At 50.6% G+C, this 18,382-nt stretch carries 19 protein-coding genes; all 19 read right to left on the reverse strand.

Features of this window, described 5'->3' with window-relative positions; genetic code table 11:
• Positions 1 to 1,491, reverse strand: a complete 1,491-nt coding sequence (locus ABGT88_RS12670) for a NuoM family protein (RefSeq protein WP_087408860.1) — start codon at positions 1,489 to 1,491, stop codon at positions 1 to 3.
• Between the two features lie 34 nt (positions 1,492 to 1,525).
• The gene (nuoL, locus tag ABGT88_RS12675) at positions 1,526 to 3,433 is read right to left on the reverse strand and encodes an NADH-quinone oxidoreductase subunit L (RefSeq protein ID WP_087408947.1); all 1,908 of its coding nucleotides are present in this window, start codon (positions 3,431 to 3,433) and stop codon (positions 1,526 to 1,528) included.
• 5 nt (positions 3,434 to 3,438) lie between these two features.
• Positions 3,439 to 3,750 (reverse strand): NADH-quinone oxidoreductase subunit NuoK, encoded by a 312-nt coding sequence (gene nuoK / locus ABGT88_RS12680; protein WP_241147835.1) that lies wholly within the window; start codon positions 3,748 to 3,750, stop codon positions 3,439 to 3,441.
• A gap of 5 nt (positions 3,751 to 3,755) precedes the next feature.
• Positions 3,756 to 4,274: an NADH-quinone oxidoreductase subunit J gene (locus ABGT88_RS12685; protein WP_258327521.1), complete on the reverse strand. Its 519-nt coding sequence runs from the start codon at positions 4,272 to 4,274 to the stop codon at positions 3,756 to 3,758.
• A 12-nt stretch (positions 4,275 to 4,286) separates the two neighbouring features.
• The gene (locus ABGT88_RS12690) at positions 4,287 to 4,751 is read right to left on the reverse strand and encodes an NADH-quinone oxidoreductase subunit I (protein ID WP_087408863.1); all 465 of its coding nucleotides are present in this window, start codon (positions 4,749 to 4,751) and stop codon (positions 4,287 to 4,289) included.
• Positions 4,752 to 4,848: 97 nt separating this feature from the next.
• Entirely contained in the window at positions 4,849 to 5,736 is an 888-nt protein-coding gene (gene atpG / locus ABGT88_RS12695; RefSeq protein WP_241147836.1) for an ATP synthase F1 subunit gamma, read from the reverse strand.
• Between the two features lie 3 nt (positions 5,737 to 5,739).
• Positions 5,740 to 7,317 (reverse strand): F0F1 ATP synthase subunit alpha, encoded by a 1,578-nt coding sequence (gene atpA / locus ABGT88_RS12700; protein WP_087408865.1) that lies wholly within the window; start codon positions 7,315 to 7,317, stop codon positions 5,740 to 5,742.
• A gap of 1 nt (position 7,318) precedes the next feature.
• Positions 7,319 to 7,861, reverse strand: a complete 543-nt coding sequence (locus ABGT88_RS12705) for a F0F1 ATP synthase subunit delta (protein ID WP_087408866.1) — start codon at positions 7,859 to 7,861, stop codon at positions 7,319 to 7,321.
• Positions 7,862 to 7,867: 6 nt separating this feature from the next.
• Positions 7,868 to 8,365: a F0F1 ATP synthase subunit B gene (gene atpF / locus ABGT88_RS12710; RefSeq protein ID WP_346702469.1), complete on the reverse strand. Its 498-nt coding sequence runs from the start codon at positions 8,363 to 8,365 to the stop codon at positions 7,868 to 7,870.
• A gap of 9 nt (positions 8,366 to 8,374) precedes the next feature.
• Positions 8,375 to 8,629: an ATP synthase F0 subunit C gene (gene atpE, locus ABGT88_RS12715; RefSeq protein WP_087408868.1), complete on the reverse strand. Its 255-nt coding sequence runs from the start codon at positions 8,627 to 8,629 to the stop codon at positions 8,375 to 8,377.
• 32 nt (positions 8,630 to 8,661) lie between these two features.
• Positions 8,662 to 9,744 (reverse strand): F0F1 ATP synthase subunit A, encoded by a 1,083-nt coding sequence (gene atpB / locus ABGT88_RS12720; RefSeq protein ID WP_087408869.1) that lies wholly within the window; start codon positions 9,742 to 9,744, stop codon positions 8,662 to 8,664.
• A gap of 18 nt (positions 9,745 to 9,762) precedes the next feature.
• Complete coding sequence (gene atpC, locus ABGT88_RS12725) at positions 9,763 to 9,996, reverse strand: ATP synthase F1 subunit epsilon (protein ID WP_087408870.1); 234 nt, start codon at positions 9,994 to 9,996, stop codon at positions 9,763 to 9,765.
• 15 nt (positions 9,997 to 10,011) lie between these two features.
• Positions 10,012 to 11,523 carry a F0F1 ATP synthase subunit beta gene (gene atpD, locus ABGT88_RS12730; protein ID WP_346702472.1) on the reverse strand — a complete coding sequence of 504 codons (1,512 nt, stop codon included), beginning with the start codon at positions 11,521 to 11,523 and terminating at the stop codon, positions 10,012 to 10,014.
• Between the two features lie 36 nt (positions 11,524 to 11,559).
• The gene (nuoH, locus tag ABGT88_RS12735; RefSeq protein ID WP_087408872.1) at positions 11,560 to 12,636 is read right to left on the reverse strand and encodes an NADH-quinone oxidoreductase subunit NuoH; all 1,077 of its coding nucleotides are present in this window, start codon (positions 12,634 to 12,636) and stop codon (positions 11,560 to 11,562) included.
• Positions 12,637 to 12,668: 32 nt separating this feature from the next.
• A complete protein-coding gene (locus tag ABGT88_RS12740; protein WP_258327519.1) occupies positions 12,669 to 14,291 on the reverse strand; it encodes an NADH-quinone oxidoreductase subunit C in 1,623 nt (540 codons plus the stop codon).
• Positions 14,292 to 14,305: 14 nt separating this feature from the next.
• Entirely contained in the window at positions 14,306 to 14,890 is a 585-nt protein-coding gene (locus ABGT88_RS12745) for an NADH-quinone oxidoreductase subunit B (protein WP_087408874.1), read from the reverse strand.
• Positions 14,881 to 15,231 (reverse strand): NADH-quinone oxidoreductase subunit A, encoded by a 351-nt coding sequence (locus ABGT88_RS12750; protein WP_087408875.1) that lies wholly within the window; start codon positions 15,229 to 15,231, stop codon positions 14,881 to 14,883. Before ABGT88_RS12750 ends, ABGT88_RS12745 begins: the two co-directional genes overlap by 10 nt.
• A 477-nt stretch (positions 15,232 to 15,708) precedes the next feature.
• Positions 15,709 to 17,379 carry a tetratricopeptide repeat protein gene (locus ABGT88_RS12755; protein ID WP_300131258.1) on the reverse strand — a complete coding sequence of 557 codons (1,671 nt, stop codon included), beginning with the start codon at positions 17,377 to 17,379 and terminating at the stop codon, positions 15,709 to 15,711.
• Between the two features lie 34 nt (positions 17,380 to 17,413).
• A complete protein-coding gene (locus ABGT88_RS12760; protein ID WP_087408877.1) occupies positions 17,414 to 18,382 on the reverse strand; it encodes a PstS family phosphate ABC transporter substrate-binding protein in 969 nt (322 codons plus the stop codon).

Raw genomic sequence — 18,382 nt, forward strand, 5'->3', positions numbered from 1 at the left:
TTAAAGAGCTTGAGACAACAAATTAGTAATAGGTTCTACACCTTCACGAATGAGGTCGGAAATCCAGTGCGGGAAGCTACCGATGGCAACCACACACACGATGAGTGTGATGACCGAGAGGCGTTCCCACCATTCGGCATCCTTCAACTCGCGATGATGCTCGTTTTGTACGGCACCATAGAGCAGTTTTCCAACCACGCGCAAAATATAAACCGCAGTAATCACAATCGAAGTACAAGCTACGATAGTCAGTACCCGATGGAACGTATCGGTATGCTCGAACGAGCCGACGAAGATGGTCATCTCGGCCACGAAACCGCTCAAGCCCGGCAGACCCAGCGAAGCCAAACCGGCAATCACGTAACCTACCGAGAGGAAAGGCATGATTTGCATCAAGCCGCCCATCTCGCGAATGTCACGCGTGTGGGTACGACCGTAAATCATACCGATGAGGGCAAAGAAGAGGGCCGTCATCAAACCGTGCGAGAGCATCTGCATCACGGCACCGGTCATGGCCGTCGTGTTGAGCATGAGGATGGCAAACAGTACCAGACCGCAGTGGCTTACCGAAGAGTAGGCGTTGATGTATTTCAAGTCGGTTTGAACGCAAGCGCTGAAGGCACCGTAAACCACGCTGATACCGGTCAAAATCAAGAATATCCAAGCCAGTTCGTTAGCAGCCTGAGGCATCAGGTAGATAGCTACGCGGAAGCAACCGTAACCTCCCAGCTTCATCAGCACACCGGCGTGCAACATCGACACGGCCGTAGGCGCCGAAGCGTGACCGTCGGGCGACCAGGTGTGGAACGGGAACATGGCGCCCAGCACACCGAATCCCACGAAAGTCATCGGGAAGAGGAAGTATTGCCAGTTCATGGGGATATTGCCGTGCTCGGCGATTTCTACCACGTTCATCGAGTGGAGACCCGACTGGTAGTAGATACCCAGAATACCAATCATCAACAAGGCCGAACCACCCATCAGCATCAGGGTCAGCTTCATGGCCGAATAGTTTTTGCGACCGCTACCCCAAACGCCAATCAACAGGTACATGGGGATAAGAGCCACCTCGTAGAACATGAACATCGTGAAGAGGTCGACCGAGATAAAGAATCCGAATACACCGGTCGACAGCAGCATGAACCACAAGAAGAACTCCTTGGGCAGCGGGTTGATCTTCCACGAAGCGAAGACTCCGGCAAAGACAATAATAGACGAGAGCAGCAACATGGCCACCGATACACCGTCTACGCCCACGGCATAGTGGATATTGAGCGGCGCATACCACATGCGGCTGTCGGTGAACAACATCGTCGCTGTATTTCCAGCAGCGCGTTCGGCCAGAAACTCAACGAGAGTATATACGGACAACGCCAACAATAAGGTTGAACCAATAACCGCTACCGTTCGTATCTGTTTCATATCTCTTGAGATCCAGAGACCCAGCATCATCAAGAGAGGGATAAGCACAAATAATGATAGAAAATTCATATGTTTCTTTAATTTTTTATCGTTCAACCATCAGTTAAAAGCACATGGCCAATACGGCAATCAGCAATGCACCCATAATGAATACCCATACATACCACTGGATGTAACCCGACTGCAACTTGCGGATTCCGTAGGAAACACCGTTGGTCACGGTAGCCAACATATTCATCGTACCGTCGACGATGTGACGGTCGAACCAGGCAATGGGTCGGCAGATATGCTGGAAGATTACCTTGTGGGTAACCCACATGTAGAGTTCGTCCATATAGAAGCGGTGATAAGCGGCCGTGTGCAGAGCACGGAACTTGTCGGCCAGAGCTTTGGGTTTGGAGTTCTCAGAGAAGTACATCCAGGTAGCCAGCGCAATGGCGGCAACGGCCACGATGATGCTCGTCGTAGCTACCGACCAGTCGAGGTGAATGTGATAAGCCTCGCCGTTTACCGATACAAATTCGCCGAAGGGAATGAAACCGGCCACGCAGGTAACCAGAGCCAGGAATACCAACGGCAGATACATGGTGGCAGGAGCCTCGTGCGGTGTGTGGTGACCGTAGTCGGGTTTGCTCCACCAGAAGATGCGGTAGTACAACCGGAACATGTAGAAGGCGGTGAGACCGGCCACAGCCGTCATCCAAACGCCCCAAAGGGTGCTCTTTTCAAAAGCGGCCGTGAGGATTTCGTCCTTACTGAAGAAGCCCGAGAAGGGAGGAATACCGGCGATAGCCAAGCAGGCAATGAGGAAGGTGATGTGAGTCACCGGCATATACTTGTGCAAGTTACCCATGGCCGACATCTCGTTGGAGTGAACGGCGTGGATAATACAACCGGCACCGAGGAAGAGCAGAGCCTTGAACATGGCGTGCGTGAAGAGGTGGAACATAGAGGCCATGTAGCCGAGACCGGCGTGCAGGTCACTATCGAATGCCACACCCAGAGCCACCATCATAAAGGCGATTTGCGAGATGGTCGAGAAGGCAAGTACACGTTTGATGTCGGTTTGTACACAGGCAACGACAGCCGCATAGAGAGCCGTGATGGCACCCACCCAGGTAATGAGGTCGAGCACCTCGGGCACGGCGCAATACATGGGGAAGAGCCGGGCTACCAGATAAACACCGGCTACCACCATGGTGGCGGCGTGGATCAGGGCCGATACGGGAGTAGGACCCTCCATGGCATCGGGCAACCAAATGTGCAACGGGAACATGGCCGACTTACCGGCACCACCCATGAAGATGAGTGCCATGGCCCAGGCGGCTACCGAGCAACCCATGAAGGTCATGCCGGCCGTCTCGGTTACCAGCGACGTGGGATTCGACATCAGCGTCTGGAAGTCGAACGTCTGGGTAAAGAACGAGAGGATAAGGATACCGATCAGGAAGCCCAAGTCGGCAAAACGGGTCACGATAAAGGCCTTTTTCGAAGCCGATACCGCAGCCGGTTTCGTATAGTAGAATCCGATAAGCAGGTAAGACGAAACACCCACCAGCTCCCAGAAGATATACATCTGGAAAATGTTGGTAGCTACCACCAGACCCAGCATCGAGAAGCTGAAGAGCGACAGGAAAGCGTAGTAACGCTGGAAGCCCTTCTCGCCGTGCATGTAGCCCATACTGTAGATATGAACCATGAGCGAGACTGTCGTAATCACAACCAGCATCATCACCGAAATAGGATCGAGCAAGATACCCAGATCGATATGCAGGTGCTCGGTAAAGCGCAACCATTCAAAATTGACCGGCTGCAAGGTTTCAAAAACGCCTTCGGCATTGCGCGGCATAGTAAAATAGTTGAACGCTACCACATAGGCCAGCACGGCCGTTACGGTCAGCCCGAGGGTTCCCAGAATACCGGCTACACGCTCGCTCAACTTATGCCCCACAAGTCCCAGAAAGAGGAACATGCAAAGCGGAAGTAAAAGTATTATCACTGAATATTCCATATCGATCAATATTTCATTTTATCAAGGTTATGCACGTCAACATTCCGGATGTGGCGGAAGATGTTGATAATGATCGCAATGGCAAGCGCTGTCTCGGCAGCGGCAATACCTATTGCAAAGAGGGTGAAAAAGAATCCCTCCAATGCCTCGGGAAAAAGGTAACGGTTGAACACCACAAAGTTGATGTCGGCCGCATTGAGCATCAATTCGAGCGAAATGAGCATCGCCAGCATATTCTTACGCGTAACGAACCCGTAAACCCCGGCAAAAAACATGATGGTACTTACCACCAAATAGGCAATCATTGGTATTTCCATAGTTCTTATCTTTTACGGGCAATCATAATGCCACCGATGATACAAGCCAATAACAACACACTGAGCGCTTCGAAGGGCAACAGGTACTGGAACTTGTCCATTCCCATGAGAGCATGTCCTATCACCTTCATGTCTACCTCGCCGGTGATGACACTGGTGAGCGGTTTGGTGAAGAACGGATAGGTGAGCAGCGTATAGCCGCACACGATTGCACCGAATATCGAAGCTATGAGCCCGACCACGCGTTTCTTCGGGGTAAGCAACTGCGCCTTGTCGCCGGGATGACTCGTCAACAAGATCGAGAAGACAAACAGCACTACAATACCACCGGCATAGACGGCTAACTGTACTGCTCCCAAGAAGGTGAAGTCAAGCTGAAAGTAAATACCGGCTGTCGCAAACAGAACGAACAGGAGGTACGTGGCTGCCCGCAAAATGCGTCGCGTGGTGACTGTCAAGATCGAGCACACCACGATGACCAATGCCAGCAAGCCAAAAATAACTTGATTTGCTATTTGTTCCATAATGTTAATCTATTATTTTTCGGTTGGGTTATCGGTATGATTGAGAATCTTCACCAGTTTCTCGCGCCGGAATACGGCGTGTTCAAATTCGTTGGTGAACTTGATGGCATGGTGAGGACATGTAGTCACACACATCTGACAGAAGGTGCAACTGCCCAAGTCATACACATATTTATCTAACACTCGCTTGGTCTTACCATCTTCGGTGGTAATCTTCGACGCCTCGATCTTAATCGTCCCGTTGGGGCAATTCATCTGACAAATACCGCAAGCCACACATTTGTGCTGCCCGTTTTCATCGTAAATCAAGGTCAACGTACCTCTGAAACGCTCGGGGATTTTCAAGGTCGCCCGGTTTTCGGGATACTGTTCGGTAACTTTCCGGCTCAAGAAGTATTTACCGGTAACCCCCATTCCTTGAAGAAGGCTCAGCAATCCTTTCCAGAAAGATGTCATGTAATTTTTTAAACTTCCCATAAATTTCTTTATAGAACTCTTATTTTATTAGTTAACACTATGGTTTATTTCGTTCGTCAAAAAGAGCCTGGCACACCAAGCTCCCAATCTCGATATATCAATCTTGTGCGCCTTGTCCTCCTGCAATATCCAACAACTCGGAAGTAATGCTTTGCTGACGCAACTTGTTGTATTCCAGCTGCAAATCGTCCAACAATTCTTTTGCATTATCGTTTGCCGACTGCATGGCCATCACCCGTGCCGCCTGTTCCGAAACCCGGTTCGAACTGATAGCTTCCTGCATATTTGCCAAGACATAAAGCGGCAGTACCTCATTATAGATGGTATTCACATCGGGCTCGAACAAGTAGGGCTTATTGCGCTCGACCTTCTCGCCGGTAACCAAATCGCCGGCCGAGATAGGCAATAGCTTGCGCGTAGCCAACAGTTGTTTACTGGCACTCTTGTAATGGGTATATACGACCTCTATTTCGTCGATTTTGCCTGCCAGGAAGTCGCGGGTAAGTTCGCTCGTGAAACGGGCAATCTCTTCGCCCGAACTCTTGGCCGTCATGTAATCGACTACGGCAATCTCCACACCCTTGCCCACCAGTTTACGGGCAAATTGAGAGGCTTTCTTTCCTACCGGATAAACAACAAACATCACGGAATTACCGGCCTCTTCACGCCCCCGGTTTATCAGCTCGAGTGTGCGTTTAAACAGATTCATGTTGAATGCGCCACACAATCCCTCGTCCGAACTGAGCAAGACTACGGCCCTCCGCTTCACGGGACGTGCCTCGGTGAGCGGAGAACTGTATTCTGCATCGGCAGAAATAAGATGATTGATAGTACGCTGAATCTGATCCCGGAACGGCCGAACACGGCGCAAAGCCATATCGGCTTTGTGCATCTTGGCCGACGAAATCATCTTCATCGCACCGGTTATTTTTTCGGAAGAAGCGACCGAGCCGATTCTTCCTTTCAAGTCGCGCATTGATGCCATAGTTTATGCCTTAAATCGGTTAGCCACCTCGGTAGCGACTTCGGTCATCAGGGCGGCAATCTTGTCGTCGAGATGTCCTATACGCAGTTCGTCCAGGACCTCGTGGCTATATTTTGATTTCAATATCTGCAAATACAATTTCTCAAATTCGGCTACCTTCTCGAGGGGTACATTGTGCAACAGGCCTTGCGTACCGCAATAGATGATGGCAATCTCCTCCTCGACAGGTATCGGCGAGTATTGGGGCTGAATGAGGATTCGCTCGTTCTTGCGACCCTTGTCGATAGTCATGGCCGTTACGGGGTCTACATCGCCACCAAACTTGGTGAACGACTCGAGCTCGCGGAACTGGGCCTGGTCGATCTTCAGGGTACCGGCAATCTTCTTCATGGCCTTCACCTGAGCATCGCCACCTACACGCGATACCGATATACCTACGTTGATGGCAGGGCGCACACCCTGGTTGAAGAGGGCGGTCTCCAGGAATATCTGACCGTCGGTAATCGAAATTACGTTGGTAGGAATATAGGCCGATACGTCGCCGGCTTGAGTCTCGATGATAGGCAATGCCGTGAGCGAACCGCCACCTTTTACCATCGGTTTCAAAACCTCGGGCAGGTCGTTCATCGAAGCGGCAACCTCGTCGTTGTCGATAATCTTGGCTGCACGCTCGAGCAGACGGGAGTGCAGATAGAAAATATCGCCCGGATAGGCTTCACGACCCGACGGACGGCGAAGAATCAGCGAAATTTCACGATAGGCCACAGCCTGTTTCGAGAGGTCGTCGTAGATGACCAGAGCGTGACAGCCACGGTCTCTGAAGTATTCGCCGATAGCGGCTCCGGCAAACGGTGCATAGTAGCGCATCGCAGCCGAGTCGGAGGCGTTGGCCGCCAACACAACCGTATAGTCGAGCGCGCCATGCTCCCGCAACGTATTGACCAAGGCAGCTACCGACGAGGCTTTCTGTCCGATAGCTACATAGATACAGTACAAGGGGTCGCCGTTTTTGTAATTTTCTCGTTGGTTGATAATCGTATCGATGGCGATAGCCGTTTTACCGATCTGGCGGTCACCGATAATCAACTCACGCTGTCCGCGGCCTATGGGCACCATCGAGTCGATGGCCTTGATGCCGGTCTGCAAAGGCTGGTTCACAGGCTGACGGAAGATTACACCCGGAGCCTTGCGCTCGAGGGGCAATCGGATGAGATCGCCCTGGATAGGCCCTGCACCGTCGATAGGTTCACCCAACGTGTTGATAACTCGACCAAGCAAACCTTCGCCTACGGGCAGAGAAGCAATTTCGCCGGTACGGCGAGCCGTCATATTCTCGGTAACCTTATCGACATTATCGAGCAAAATGACACCCACATTACTCTCCTCCAGGTTCATGGCCACGCCGTGCACGCCGTTTTCAAACTCGATCAGTTCGTTGGAGCGCACATTGTCGAGCCCGTACACATGGGCCACACCATCACCGACTTCGAGAACAGTACCTACTTCTTCGAAATTGATTTTGGAATCGACCTCGTCGAGTTGTTTTTTCAATATATCCGATATTTCACTGGGTTTTATCATATCACTTGCTGTTTAGCAATTTCAAACGCAATTTTTTTAATTCACTATTGACCGAAGCATCTAATTGCATCGAATCTACGCGCAAAATAAATCCGCCGATAAGGGTGGGATCTATTTCATAAACAAATTCCAGCGTCTTGTCCGTTTGCTTTTTCATAAGGTCACCGATACGGCCCAGCACCTCTTTAGGCAAAGCGGTAGCCGTGGTTATCGTCACCCGGGCAATGTGATTGGCCCGACGGTAGATATCCTGATAGGCCAACCCGATAGACCTTACAAACGTTTCGCGACGGTTCTTGATAACTAACTGAACAAAACGGAGCAGGTAGTCGTCGGGCTTTTCACCGAAAGCCGATGACAACACCCGTACCTTGTCCGATGGAGATAGAGCCGGGTTACCCAATATCTTGGAAAACTCTGGATGTGTCTTGAAGGCATCATCAAAGCGTTTCATCTCTTCATAAATTGCCTCGGCTACACCATGTTCCCGGGCATATTTATAAAGAGCCTTCGCATATCTATTCGGTATTAACCCCTCGTTCATGTTCTATTAGTTATGATTCTCAATTTCATTCAACAGTTTGTCGACCATTTCGACCTGGGTCTTGTCATCGGAGAGTTGCTTACGCACCATCTTCTCGGCAATTTGCAGGGCAAACTGGCTCACCTCGCGACGGAACTGGAGTTCCGACTCTTTGCGAGCCTGCTCGATCGACACGGCCGCAGCGTCCATCACTTTTTTAGCTTCTACCGAGGCAGCCTGACGAGCTTCTTCTATAATCTGAGTCTTCATCTGGGCTGCTTCGTGCAGAATCTCCATTTGTTGTTTCTGCGCTTCGACCAAAAGAGCTTTGGCTTCGGCCTGTGCGTTGTCCAGGTGCGATTTTGCCTCTTGGGCATACTCGACCCCTTTGTCAATGAACTCGGCTCGTTCGTCGAGGCTGCGCAAGATGTACGGCCAGCCAAACTTGGCGAGTATGACAAACAGGATGACGAAGACAACGAACATCCAGAATACCAACCCTATTTCGGGCGTGAACAGTTCCATATCTTATGATTAGATGAACAAGGACAGCACGCAAACGATTACAGCAAACAGGGCAACACCTTCGACAAGGGCTGCAATCACAATCATGTTGCTTCGAATATCGCCACTGGCTTCGGGCTGACGGGCAATAGCATCCATTGCCGACGAACCGATCTTACCGATACCTACACCGGCTCCGATAGCTGCGATACCAGCACCAATACATGCTCCCAATTTAGCCAGACTTGCGCCGGCTGCTGCTTGTAATAAAATCATTCCTAACATAATGTTTGTTGTTTAGAGATTATACACTTATTTTATTTTTCTACTTTTTCTGTTTTTCCTTCATGATGCCCCTCGACCTGTGCCAACGAAATGAACAGCGTCGAAAGCATCGTAAATACATAGGCCTGGATAAACGATACCAGGGTGTCTATCATCAGCATGAAGAGCGAGAAGAGCACCGATATGACGGTTATGCCGCCTACGACCACGGCACCAAAAGCGCCGAAGATAAAGATGAGCGAGATGAGCGACAGGATAATCATGTGACCACCCATCATGTTGGCAAAGAGACGGACCATGAGGGCCGCCGGTTTGGTGAAGATACCAAACACCTCGATGAGCGGCATGATGGGAAGCGGGAACTTCAACCACAGAGGCACATCGGGCCAGAAGGTCTCTTTCCAGTACTCCTTGGTTCCTTTCACATTCACCACGATAAAGGTACACAAGGCCAACACCATGGTGACGGCGATATTGCCTGTCAGGTTGGCTCCACCGGGGAAGATGACTATCAGCCCCAGCAGGTTCATCAACAAGATGAAGAAGAATATCGTAAGCAGGTAGGGGGCAAAACGGGGGGCCTTGTCGCCCAGCGTGCTCTTGATGACTCCCGTATAGATAAACTCGATGAGGAACTCGATGGCTCCTACCCCCTTACGAGGTGCCTTGTAGTGCTTCTTCTTGTACCAGCGAGCTACCGAGAGCACACACCAGAGGCACAACAGAGCGGCGATAATCAGGGCCAACACGTTTTTCGTAATCGACAAATCGAGCGGCCGGTAACGGTTGCCCTGGTCGTCGACACTCTCGACCTTGCCCTTGTTGGGGCCGTCTTGAGCAATATAGAAACCCTCGTACTGCTGCCCGTGTTCGAGACGGCTCGACCAGAAGATGTTCCAGTCGCCCTTATAGTCTCTCACAATAACCGGAAGCGAGATCTTGTGCTCGTGCGAGAAAGGCAACTCCCAGCTATATTCATCGAGCAGGTGCTTAAAAATCGTCTCTTTCGGGTTAAAGGCTTTCTCCTCTTCCGTGCCGCTCGTCTCTTGAGCCGACAGGTTGAACGAAAAGGCCATCAACAAAAAAGCTACTATGTATGCGATTTGTTTTCTCATCTCTTTTTACTCCAGCAATTACCGTATGCACACAGCCACACGGTTGTTATCCACATCGACAAACCCGCCACCGACAGGTACCGAATGGCGTTCGCCTGCCGTCACATATTCAATGGTACCGGCATCGAGCGTCGAAATCAGCGATGCATGATTTTCAAGAACGGTAAACGAACCTTGGGCACCCGGCAAGGTGACCGATTCGACCTCTCCCTGGAAAAGGATTTGTTCCGAAGATATAATTTCAAGTACCATAATTCATTCCTCTTTTTAGTGAGCCGCTTGGGCCTGCTCCAACAATTTCTTACCCTTGGCAATAGCCTCGTCGATCGTACCTACGTTCAAGAAGGCTTGCTCGGGATACTCGTCCATCTCGCCGCTGAGAATCATCTTGAAACCGCGAATCGTCTCCTCGAGCGGAACCATCACACCGGGCACGCCGGTAAACTGTTCGGCTACATGGAAGGGTTGCGAGAGGAACCGTTGTGCTCGACGAGCCCGGTTTACCACCAGCTTGTCCTCGTCAGACAACTCGTCGACACCCAGGATAGCGATAATATCCTGCAACTCGTTGTAGTGCTGCAACAACTGTTTCACGGCCTGAGCCACCTGATAGTGCTCCTCGCCCACGATATGGGGGTCGAGAATACGCGAGGTCGACTCCAGCGGGTCTACGGCCGGGTAGATACCCAGCTCCGATATTTTACGGCTCAACACCGTAGTTGCATCCAGGAAGTTGAAGGTCGTGGCCGGTGCGGGGTCGGTCAAGTCGTCGGCCGGCACATAAATGGCCTGAACCGAAGTGATAGATCCCTGCTTGGTCGAGGTGATACGCTCTTGCAATTTACCCATCTCGGAGGCCAGCGTCGGCTGATAACCTACGGCCGAAGGCATACGGCCCAAAAGCGCCGACACCTCGGATCCGGCCTGAGTGAAACGGAAGATGTTGTCGATAAAGAGCAGAATCTCTTTACCACCGCCATCGGAGTCGCGGAATTGCTCGGCAACCGTCAAACCGGCCAGAGCCACACGCAAACGGGCTCCCGGCGGTTCGTTCATCTGGCCGAACACCAAGGTGGCCTGCGACTGGTTCACCTGACCCATATCGACATCCTGCAGATTCCATTCGCCACGAGCCATACCCTCCTCGAACTTCTTGCCATACGACATGATACCCGATTCGATCATCTCGCGCAAGAGGTCATTACCTTCACGAGTACGCTCACCTACACCGGTGAATACCGAGAATCCGTTGTGTCCCTTGGCAATGTTGTTGATAAGTTCCTTAATCAGCACGGTCTTACCTACACCGGCACCACCGAACAAACCGATTTTACCACCCTTCGAATAGGGTTCGAGCAAATCGATTACCTTGATTCCCGTATAAAGCATCTCGGTACTGATAGAGAGGTCGTCAAAAGCCGGAGCCTCCTGGTGTATCGATTTCAATTCGGTATAATCCAGAGCAGGAAGGTGGTCGATCGTCTCGCCCAACACATTCATCAAACGCCCTTTTAACTGTGAGCCCGTAGGCATTGACAAGGGCCGTTGCAAGTCGATTGCTTTCATACCGCGTACAAGACCGTCGGTAGAATCCATTGCGACGCAGCGTACCGTATTTTCACCGATATGTTGCTCCACTTCGACAATCAGGTCGGAGCCGTTTTCACGCTCGATTTTCAGTGCAGCATAAATAGGCGGCACGTCGTTACCTTCGCCTTCGAAGGTGACATCGACAACCGGCCCGATGACCTGCGTGATATATCCAAATTTATCTGCCATAGCTTTACCTCTATTATCAGTATTATATTTTATCCATTAAAAGTGCAGCCCGTAAATCACGATGAGCACCATTACAAAGAGATTTATCAAGTTCAGCGGTAACAAGTATTTCCACTCGAGACGCAACAGCTGGTCGATTCTCAAACGAGGGAAAGTCCACTTGAACCAAATGATTATAAACGAAATCACAATGGCTTTACCAAAGAACCAAACCACCGACGGGATATAGTCCATAACGTGGTTGAAGCTCTCCCATCCGGGAATATGCAACGGCATCCAACCTCCCAGGAAGAGCAGCGAGGCTACACCCGAAACAATGAACAGGTTCAAATACTCGGCCAGATAGAAGAAACCGAAGTGGATACCCGAATACTCGGTGTGATAACCTGCCGTCAACTCACTCTCGGCCTCGGGCAAGTCGAACGGGCCACGGTTGGTCTCGGCCGTACCGGCAACCAGGTAAATGAGGAAAGCCACGATGGCGGGGATATGACCCGTGAAGATGAACCAGCCGTTGTTCTGTGCCTCGACGATACCGGTAATCGACATCGTACCGGCAAAGACTACCATCGTCAACACCGACAACCCGATGGAGAGCTCATAGCTCACCATTTGAGCACCGCTTCGGATGGCACCGATCAGGGTGTATTTGTTGTGGCTCGACCAACCGGCCAGCAGGATACCCAGCACGCCAATCGACGATACGGCTATCAGGAAGAAGATACCGATGTTGAAATCGATCACCTGCAACCCTTTACCGAAAGGCAAGCAGCCGAAGGCCAACATCGAGGCCACAATAACCAGATAAGGAGCCAGATTGAACAGGAACTTATCGATGTGGTTCAACGAGATCAACTCTTTGATCAGAATCTTGAACATATCGGCCACGCTCTGGAATATACCGTAGGGGCCTACTCGATTGGGACCCAGACGGCATTGGAAGAAGGCGCACACCTTACGCTCGAAATAGATGTAGAACAGGGCCAACACCGCATACAACAGCAGCAGCGCCACGCCTACCAGTACAAATTCAATCAGCAAAGCTCCCCAGCCGGGCATTACACTCCTCAACAAATTATCTATCCAGTGGGTAACTATCGAAAAGTCGAACATAACTTATTCTTTAATTTATTTTTGATTACTAATTATCTGTCCATATCGGGGATTACATAGTCGAGCGAACCGCCGATGGCAATGAGGTCGGCAATTTTACCACCACGACACATCGGGTCGAGCCCGCCGACCAGCGGCAAGCAGGCCGAGTTGATTTTCAACCGATACGGATTCTTATCCCCATGACTCTCGATAAAGATACCTATCGGGCCACGACTGGCCTCGACCTGACGGAAGTAACGGCCTTCGGGCAGTTTGATAATAGGTTTCATCTTCAGTGCATAATCGCCCTCGGGGATATTGTCGATGAGTTGTTCGATGATGTGGATCGACTCCAGTATTTCATCCATACGCACCATGTAGCGGGCAAATACATCGCCCTCGGTGCGGACAATCTCTTTGAACTCTACCTTGTCGTACATGGCATAGGGGTGGTTCTTGCGCACGTCGCAGGCCCAGCCCGAAGCACGGCCCGACGGGCCGGCAATGCCGTACGAGATAGCATCCTCGCGAGAGAGCAGACCTACGCCTTTCATACGTTGCTGTGCAATCACGTTGCCCGTAAAGAGGGTGTGATAGTCTTTCAGCATGCCGGGCAAGTAGGCGCAAAACTCTTTCACCTTGCGTTGGAAGTCGGGATGAATGTCGGCCATAAGACCGCCAATCGTATAGTAGTTGAAGGTCATGCGGGCACCGCAAGTCTCTTCAAAGATGTCGAGTATTTTCTCACGATCGCGGAAACCGTAGAAGAAAGCCGTCGTTGCACCCAAGTCCATGCAAAAGGTTGCATAGAAGAGCAAGTGCGACGAGATACGCATCAACTCATCCATGATGGTGCGCACATATTGTGCACGGGCCGGGATTTCGAGTTGAAGGGCATCCTCGATACAGAGGCACACGGCGTGACGGTTTTGCTGAGCCGACAGATAGTCGAGACGGTCGGCAAAGTGGAGTGTCTGCGGATAGGTGAGCGATTCGCACAACTTCTCGATTCCGCGGTGTACATAACCGCAATAGACATCGATTTTCTTGACAATCTCACCCTCGAGCGAGGTGCGCAGACGCAATACACCGTGCGTAGCGGGGTGTTGGGGACCGATGTTCACGACGAACTCTTCGGGTGCGAATATCGTGTTGGTGCGCTCCTCGAGTTTACCGTCGGGAGTCTCGACAATAGCGTGCGTTACATCGTCGACAGCCTCGTGCTCAAGCCGAATGGGGTTAACCTCGGGGCTGGCATCGTAGTCTTTGCGCAGGGGGTATCCCACCCAGTCGTTGCGCAGGAACAACCGGCGCATGTCGGGGTGGTTGATGAAGCGGATGCCGAAGAAGTCGTAGACCTCACGCTCGTACAGATAGGCCGATTTCCAAAGGTCGGTAACCGAATGGAGCAACGGGTTTTCGCGGTCGGCCGTTTCGACTTTTACCGAAACTTGAGAATTGTCGGCCGTGCATGTGAAATAATAGACACAACCCAAGGTCTCGCCCCAGTCCATGCCTACGATAGAAACCAAATAGTCGAAGTGCAGTTTGTCGTGCAAATAGAGCGCCAAATCGTGCCACTTGGCATCGGGAACCGACACTTCCAGAATGGTTCCTTCTACAAAGGTAGCCTCCGGCAGAAAACTGCTTATTTCTTGCTGTATGTTTGCCATATAGGTAACTTATATTATTTTCCTAATACTTTCTCTCGTTTTTCCTGACGATTTACGCCACCGAAGAATTTCTCCACTTTCACCTTACGTTGCAACTGCATCAAGCCGTAGAACATGGCTTCGGGTCTCGGAGGACACCCCGGGATATAGACATCGACCGGAAGAATTTCGTCAACTCCTTTCAATACGTGATACGATTTTCTGAACGGCCCGCCCGATACGGCACAACCACCCACGGCTACCACATACTTGGGCTCGGCCAGCTGGTCGTACAACCGGCGCAATACAGGCGCCATGCGGTGTACGATGGTACCGGCTACCATCACAAAGTCGGCCTGACGCGGACTGGCACGAGCTACTTCAAACCCGAAACGGGCCATGTCGTACCGCGCTGCGCCGAGCGACATAAACTCGATACCGCAGCAACTTGTCGCAAAGGTAAGAGGCCACAGCGAGTTGGAGCGGCCCCAGTTGATAACCTCGTCAAGGCATCCCACCACCACATTGGTATTGGACGCTTTGAGTTCATTGATAAGCTGTTCAATATATTCATTGTCTTTGAAGTCTTCATACTTCATCGATTTGATTTTCACTTCCATTCGAGTGCTCCTTTCTTCCAGGCATATACCAATCCCAGGATAAGTACTACCATGAAAAATAAAATATTAAATAATCCGGCTACACCTAAATCTTTCAATATAACCGCCCAGGGGAACAAGAATACCGTTTCAACGTCGAACATCAGATACAGAATGGCAAACAGATAATAGCCTACCTTGAACTGCATCCACGATTCTCCTCGCGAGGGGATACCACACTCATAGGGCTCTCCCTTTTGCGGATTGAACGAGCGTGGCGAAATGAGGCCGGCTATCAACAGAGCCGCTCCTACCAGCGCCAATCCGGTAATCAATACAACTACAAATAGTGCAGAATTCATACGTTAATTTAGTTTGTATTTATTTTTTATTTTCCTTTCCAAATAACAAAGCCCCGTATTGTCACGAATGCAATACAAGGCCCGGTTGATAATTGTTATACACGAATCCCGAAAAAGAGATACGACACGGCCCTGCCATACAACCCTTCGTGCAGTTCCATATCGCCTTATTCCATTCCGAGACTTGCATATAAATTCTATTTTATTTCTATTCAAGGGGTTAATGCCGCAATTTCAGATATTCCCGAGCAGCGTTGTCCGTCCAGAAATCCTTCGTTTTACTGCAAATTATCCCTCGAAAATTTTTGTCGCACAAATATACAAATTTTATTTTCAACAAAAGGCCAAGGGTTTGTTCTTTTTTATTTTTATCTGCATTTGGAGCCGAATTATCCGGGATTTGGGACAGTCCCATAAAAAAGCCGAGCGACAGCCTTATGGCTGCCGCTCGGGCATATATCGAGCGAGTCGATTCGATTACAAGGTATCGAGAGTCTTGAGGGCCTCGATAATCTCGGTATTCTGCGGATCCAGTTCGAGCATCTTGTTCCAATAGTCTTTGGTAGCAGCGATGGCCTCGTTCTTCTTGGCGGGATTGGTTGTCTGCAGATAGTTGTAGTAACCCAGGTATTTGTAAGCCTCGATGTAAACACGTTTCGTAGCGGCCTTCTCTTTGTTGGTAGCATCCTGGTCGAGGATACCCAGCGTCTCTTCATAGAGCGGTTTGGCCAAGCCCTCTTTCAGTTCGGGGTCACGCACGGCGGCGGCACGGGCACGCCACAGATAACCGCGGTAGTCCGTCGGAGAACGCTCTACAACCACCTGGAACATTGAGTCGGCTTTAATCAGATACATGTCGCGCAAGGGGATGCTGTCCATGGCAGCCTGTCCGGCGCTGTAACAGATCTGACCCAGCAGATAGTAGTCCATCACGCGTTGGTTGTTTACGGTGTCGGCAGCCATGTATTGCTCGTATACGCTGATGGCATTTACATAGTCTTTGTTGCGCTCGTAGGTATCGCTCAACACTTTGAGAATGTCGGTACGGGTGTTGTCCAGTTCGTAGGCTTTCTCGTATTGGACGATAGCCTCGGCATATTTTTTCTCTTTCGAGAGGATGTCGCCATAGGTCAGGTAATCACGAGCGGTGAATACGTTGTCGCCGGGGTTCATGCCCAGGAACTCGATGGCAGCCTGCTCGGCAGCCTCCATGTTGCCCAACTCGTAGTTGTCGTACATGACGATACGGCGGATTACGAAGTTCTCGGGGTCGTGAGCCAAAATCTCTTTGGCCAGCTCCAGCGACTCGTCATAGCGCTTGCCGTAGAAGAGCAGCGTAGCCAGACGGGGACGGTCGGTCTGGAAGTGGTTGGGATTCTGCATATACTTCTCATAAGCGGCAGCGGCCTTGGTGTATTGCGAGTTTTTGTAATAGGCTTCGGCCATTTCGCGCTGTGCAATAGCCGAGTTGGGAGCGATCTCCTGCAACTCCTCGAGTTTCTGGATAGCCAGCGTGGGGTTGATGTCGAAGTAGATGTGCGAATACTTTACATAAGCCTCGATACAGTTGGGATCGAAATAGATGGCGTTTTCATAGCGTCCGCAAGCGTCGCCATACTTCTGTTGGTCTACCAGCACATCGCCCTCGAACATGAAATAGTCGGGGTATTTCTTATCGGCTTTGTACGATTTCTTCATATACTCTTCGTAGCCGGGGGTACCGGTTTCGTAGTAGGCTTTGGCAATTGCCAGATTGATACCGGCATCTTTCTTGTTCTTGCCTTTGAGAGCCTCCTTGAAATATTTCTCGGCCTCTTTTTCGGCAGCTTCCTTGTCCGAACCGGTCAAAGCGAGTTTACCTTGGCCTACGATATTGTAGGCATAGAGGGGATCTTCGGTGAGACCTTTCTTGTAATATTCGGCAGCCGTGGTGTAGTCTTTGTTACCGAAAGCGATTTCGCCCAGGTAATAATACGATTCTGCCTTATTGGTTCCTGCATCGTCGAGCGTACGCTCCAACAGGATTTTTGCCCGATCGGGCTGACCCGCTTTGAAATACTCTATTCCATCGGTATAGCTGGCAGCAAAAGCGGTCAACGAGCCGGCAGCAAGGAACAGTGAAAATAAGAATTTAAGACTTGATTTCATTGATATATATTTAAGTTGATAATTTTCTGCTTAGTTAAAAATTTTCGGTAATGCTTACATCTCTTTTTAACGCGATATTGGCTTGCCAAGGTACAATACCTGTCTTAAAAATTATTAACTGACCACGTTGCGAAGAGACAAACTTGGTAAAACCGGTGGGCAGTCCGTTGCGCGGATCTGTCGTAATCATGTAGATCGGACGGGTGAGCGGATAGTCGCCCGTAGCTATGTAGTATTGATAAGGTTTGTAGGGATCGTATCCCGGAGCCTTGCGAACGGCCATCACTTTGACCACATCGGTAAACGAGGTGTTGGTCGAATCGGCCTCATTGCCTATCCAACTGGCACCTATCACACCTATCGCATTGGGGGTTTGTGCCACATAGTCGATAACGGCCTGATTGGATTTCTGGGCATACAGCCCTTGGTACAGAGGTTTGCCCTGACACAAGGAGTCTATGGCATAGCGCATGGAACTGGAGCCCTGATTGTCGAACACGAAATTGATTTTGCCCAGCGACGAACCGGGATAGATCTGATTCCAGGCCGTAGCCTCGCCGGTCACAATCTTGCGCAACTCATCGACCGAGATGACGTCGTGCTTGTTGTTCTTGTTCACAATAAAAGCGATGCCGTCGAGAGCAATCTGTACGGTACGTACCCGCAACTGACGCGACTTGAACGACGCCTCTTCCTGCGGAGTGAGCTTGCGGGTGGCTACAGCCAACCGCACACTGTCTTGCAGCAACATGTTCAACGCCTCGGCTTCGCTCACATAATAGGGAATAATCGAAGCCTTGGGATAAGCGGCCTCAAATACGGTAATCTCTTGCTCCATGATGGGCTCGAAACTTTCGTCACAACTAATGTCGATTACCCCCGAGGTGATGGTCTCCTTCACTTTGCGCTCGCCCTTCTCGTCTTCACTGTTTTGGCACGACGAGCACGACGAAACGAGGGCTGCAAGAAGCACGACAAACGAAAATGACAGCAACTTATTCAT

Origin of the sequence: Barnesiella sp. An22, from assembly GCF_963931395.1 — a bacterium.
GTDB lineage: Bacteria > Bacteroidota > Bacteroidia > Bacteroidales > Barnesiellaceae > Barnesiella > Barnesiella merdigallinarum.

What these genes read in the sequence shown, in the direction of transcription:
- ABGT88_RS12670 (WP_087408860.1), bottom strand. Translation starts at nt 1,491, where the DNA reads ATGAATTTTCTATCATTATTTGTGCTTATCCCTCTCTTGATGATGCTG.
- nuoL (WP_087408947.1), bottom strand. Translation starts at nt 3,433, where the DNA reads ATGGAATATTCAGTGATAATACTTTTACTTCCGCTTTGCATGTTCCTC.
- nuoK (WP_241147835.1), bottom strand. Translation starts at nt 3,750, where the DNA reads ATGGAAATACCAATGATTGCCTATTTGGTGGTAAGTACCATCATGTTT.
- ABGT88_RS12685 (WP_258327521.1), bottom strand. Translation starts at nt 4,274, where the DNA reads ATGGAACAAATAGCAAATCAAGTTATTTTTGGCTTGCTGGCATTGGTC.
- ABGT88_RS12690 (WP_087408863.1), bottom strand. Translation starts at nt 4,751, where the DNA reads ATGGGAAGTTTAAAAAATTACATGACATCTTTCTGGAAAGGATTGCTG.
- atpG (WP_241147836.1), bottom strand. Translation starts at nt 5,736, where the DNA reads ATGGCATCAATGCGCGACTTGAAAGGAAGAATCGGCTCGGTCGCTTCT.
- atpA (WP_087408865.1), bottom strand. Translation starts at nt 7,317, where the DNA reads ATGATAAAACCCAGTGAAATATCGGATATATTGAAAAAACAACTCGAC.
- ABGT88_RS12705 (WP_087408866.1), bottom strand. Translation starts at nt 7,861, where the DNA reads ATGAACGAGGGGTTAATACCGAATAGATATGCGAAGGCTCTTTATAAA.
- atpF (WP_346702469.1), bottom strand. Translation starts at nt 8,365, where the DNA reads ATGGAACTGTTCACGCCCGAAATAGGGTTGGTATTCTGGATGTTCGTT.
- atpE (WP_087408868.1), bottom strand. Translation starts at nt 8,629, where the DNA reads ATGTTAGGAATGATTTTATTACAAGCAGCAGCCGGCGCAAGTCTGGCT.
- atpB (WP_087408869.1), bottom strand. Translation starts at nt 9,744, where the DNA reads ATGAGAAAACAAATCGCATACATAGTAGCTTTTTTGTTGATGGCCTTT.
- atpC (WP_087408870.1), bottom strand. Translation starts at nt 9,996, where the DNA reads ATGGTACTTGAAATTATATCTTCGGAACAAATCCTTTTCCAGGGAGAG.
- atpD (WP_346702472.1), bottom strand. Translation starts at nt 11,523, where the DNA reads ATGGCAGATAAATTTGGATATATCACGCAGGTCATCGGGCCGGTTGTC.
- nuoH (WP_087408872.1), bottom strand. Translation starts at nt 12,636, where the DNA reads ATGTTCGACTTTTCGATAGTTACCCACTGGATAGATAATTTGTTGAGG.
- ABGT88_RS12740 (WP_258327519.1), bottom strand. Translation starts at nt 14,291, where the DNA reads ATGGCAAACATACAGCAAGAAATAAGCAGTTTTCTGCCGGAGGCTACC.
- ABGT88_RS12745 (WP_087408874.1), bottom strand. Translation starts at nt 14,890, where the DNA reads ATGGAAGTGAAAATCAAATCGATGAAGTATGAAGACTTCAAAGACAAT.
- ABGT88_RS12750 (WP_087408875.1), bottom strand. Translation starts at nt 15,231, where the DNA reads ATGAATTCTGCACTATTTGTAGTTGTATTGATTACCGGATTGGCGCTG.
- ABGT88_RS12755 (WP_300131258.1), bottom strand. Translation starts at nt 17,379, where the DNA reads ATGAAATCAAGTCTTAAATTCTTATTTTCACTGTTCCTTGCTGCCGGC.
- ABGT88_RS12760 (WP_087408877.1), bottom strand. Translation starts at nt 18,382, where the DNA reads ATGAATAAGTTGCTGTCATTTTCGTTTGTCGTGCTTCTTGCAGCCCTC.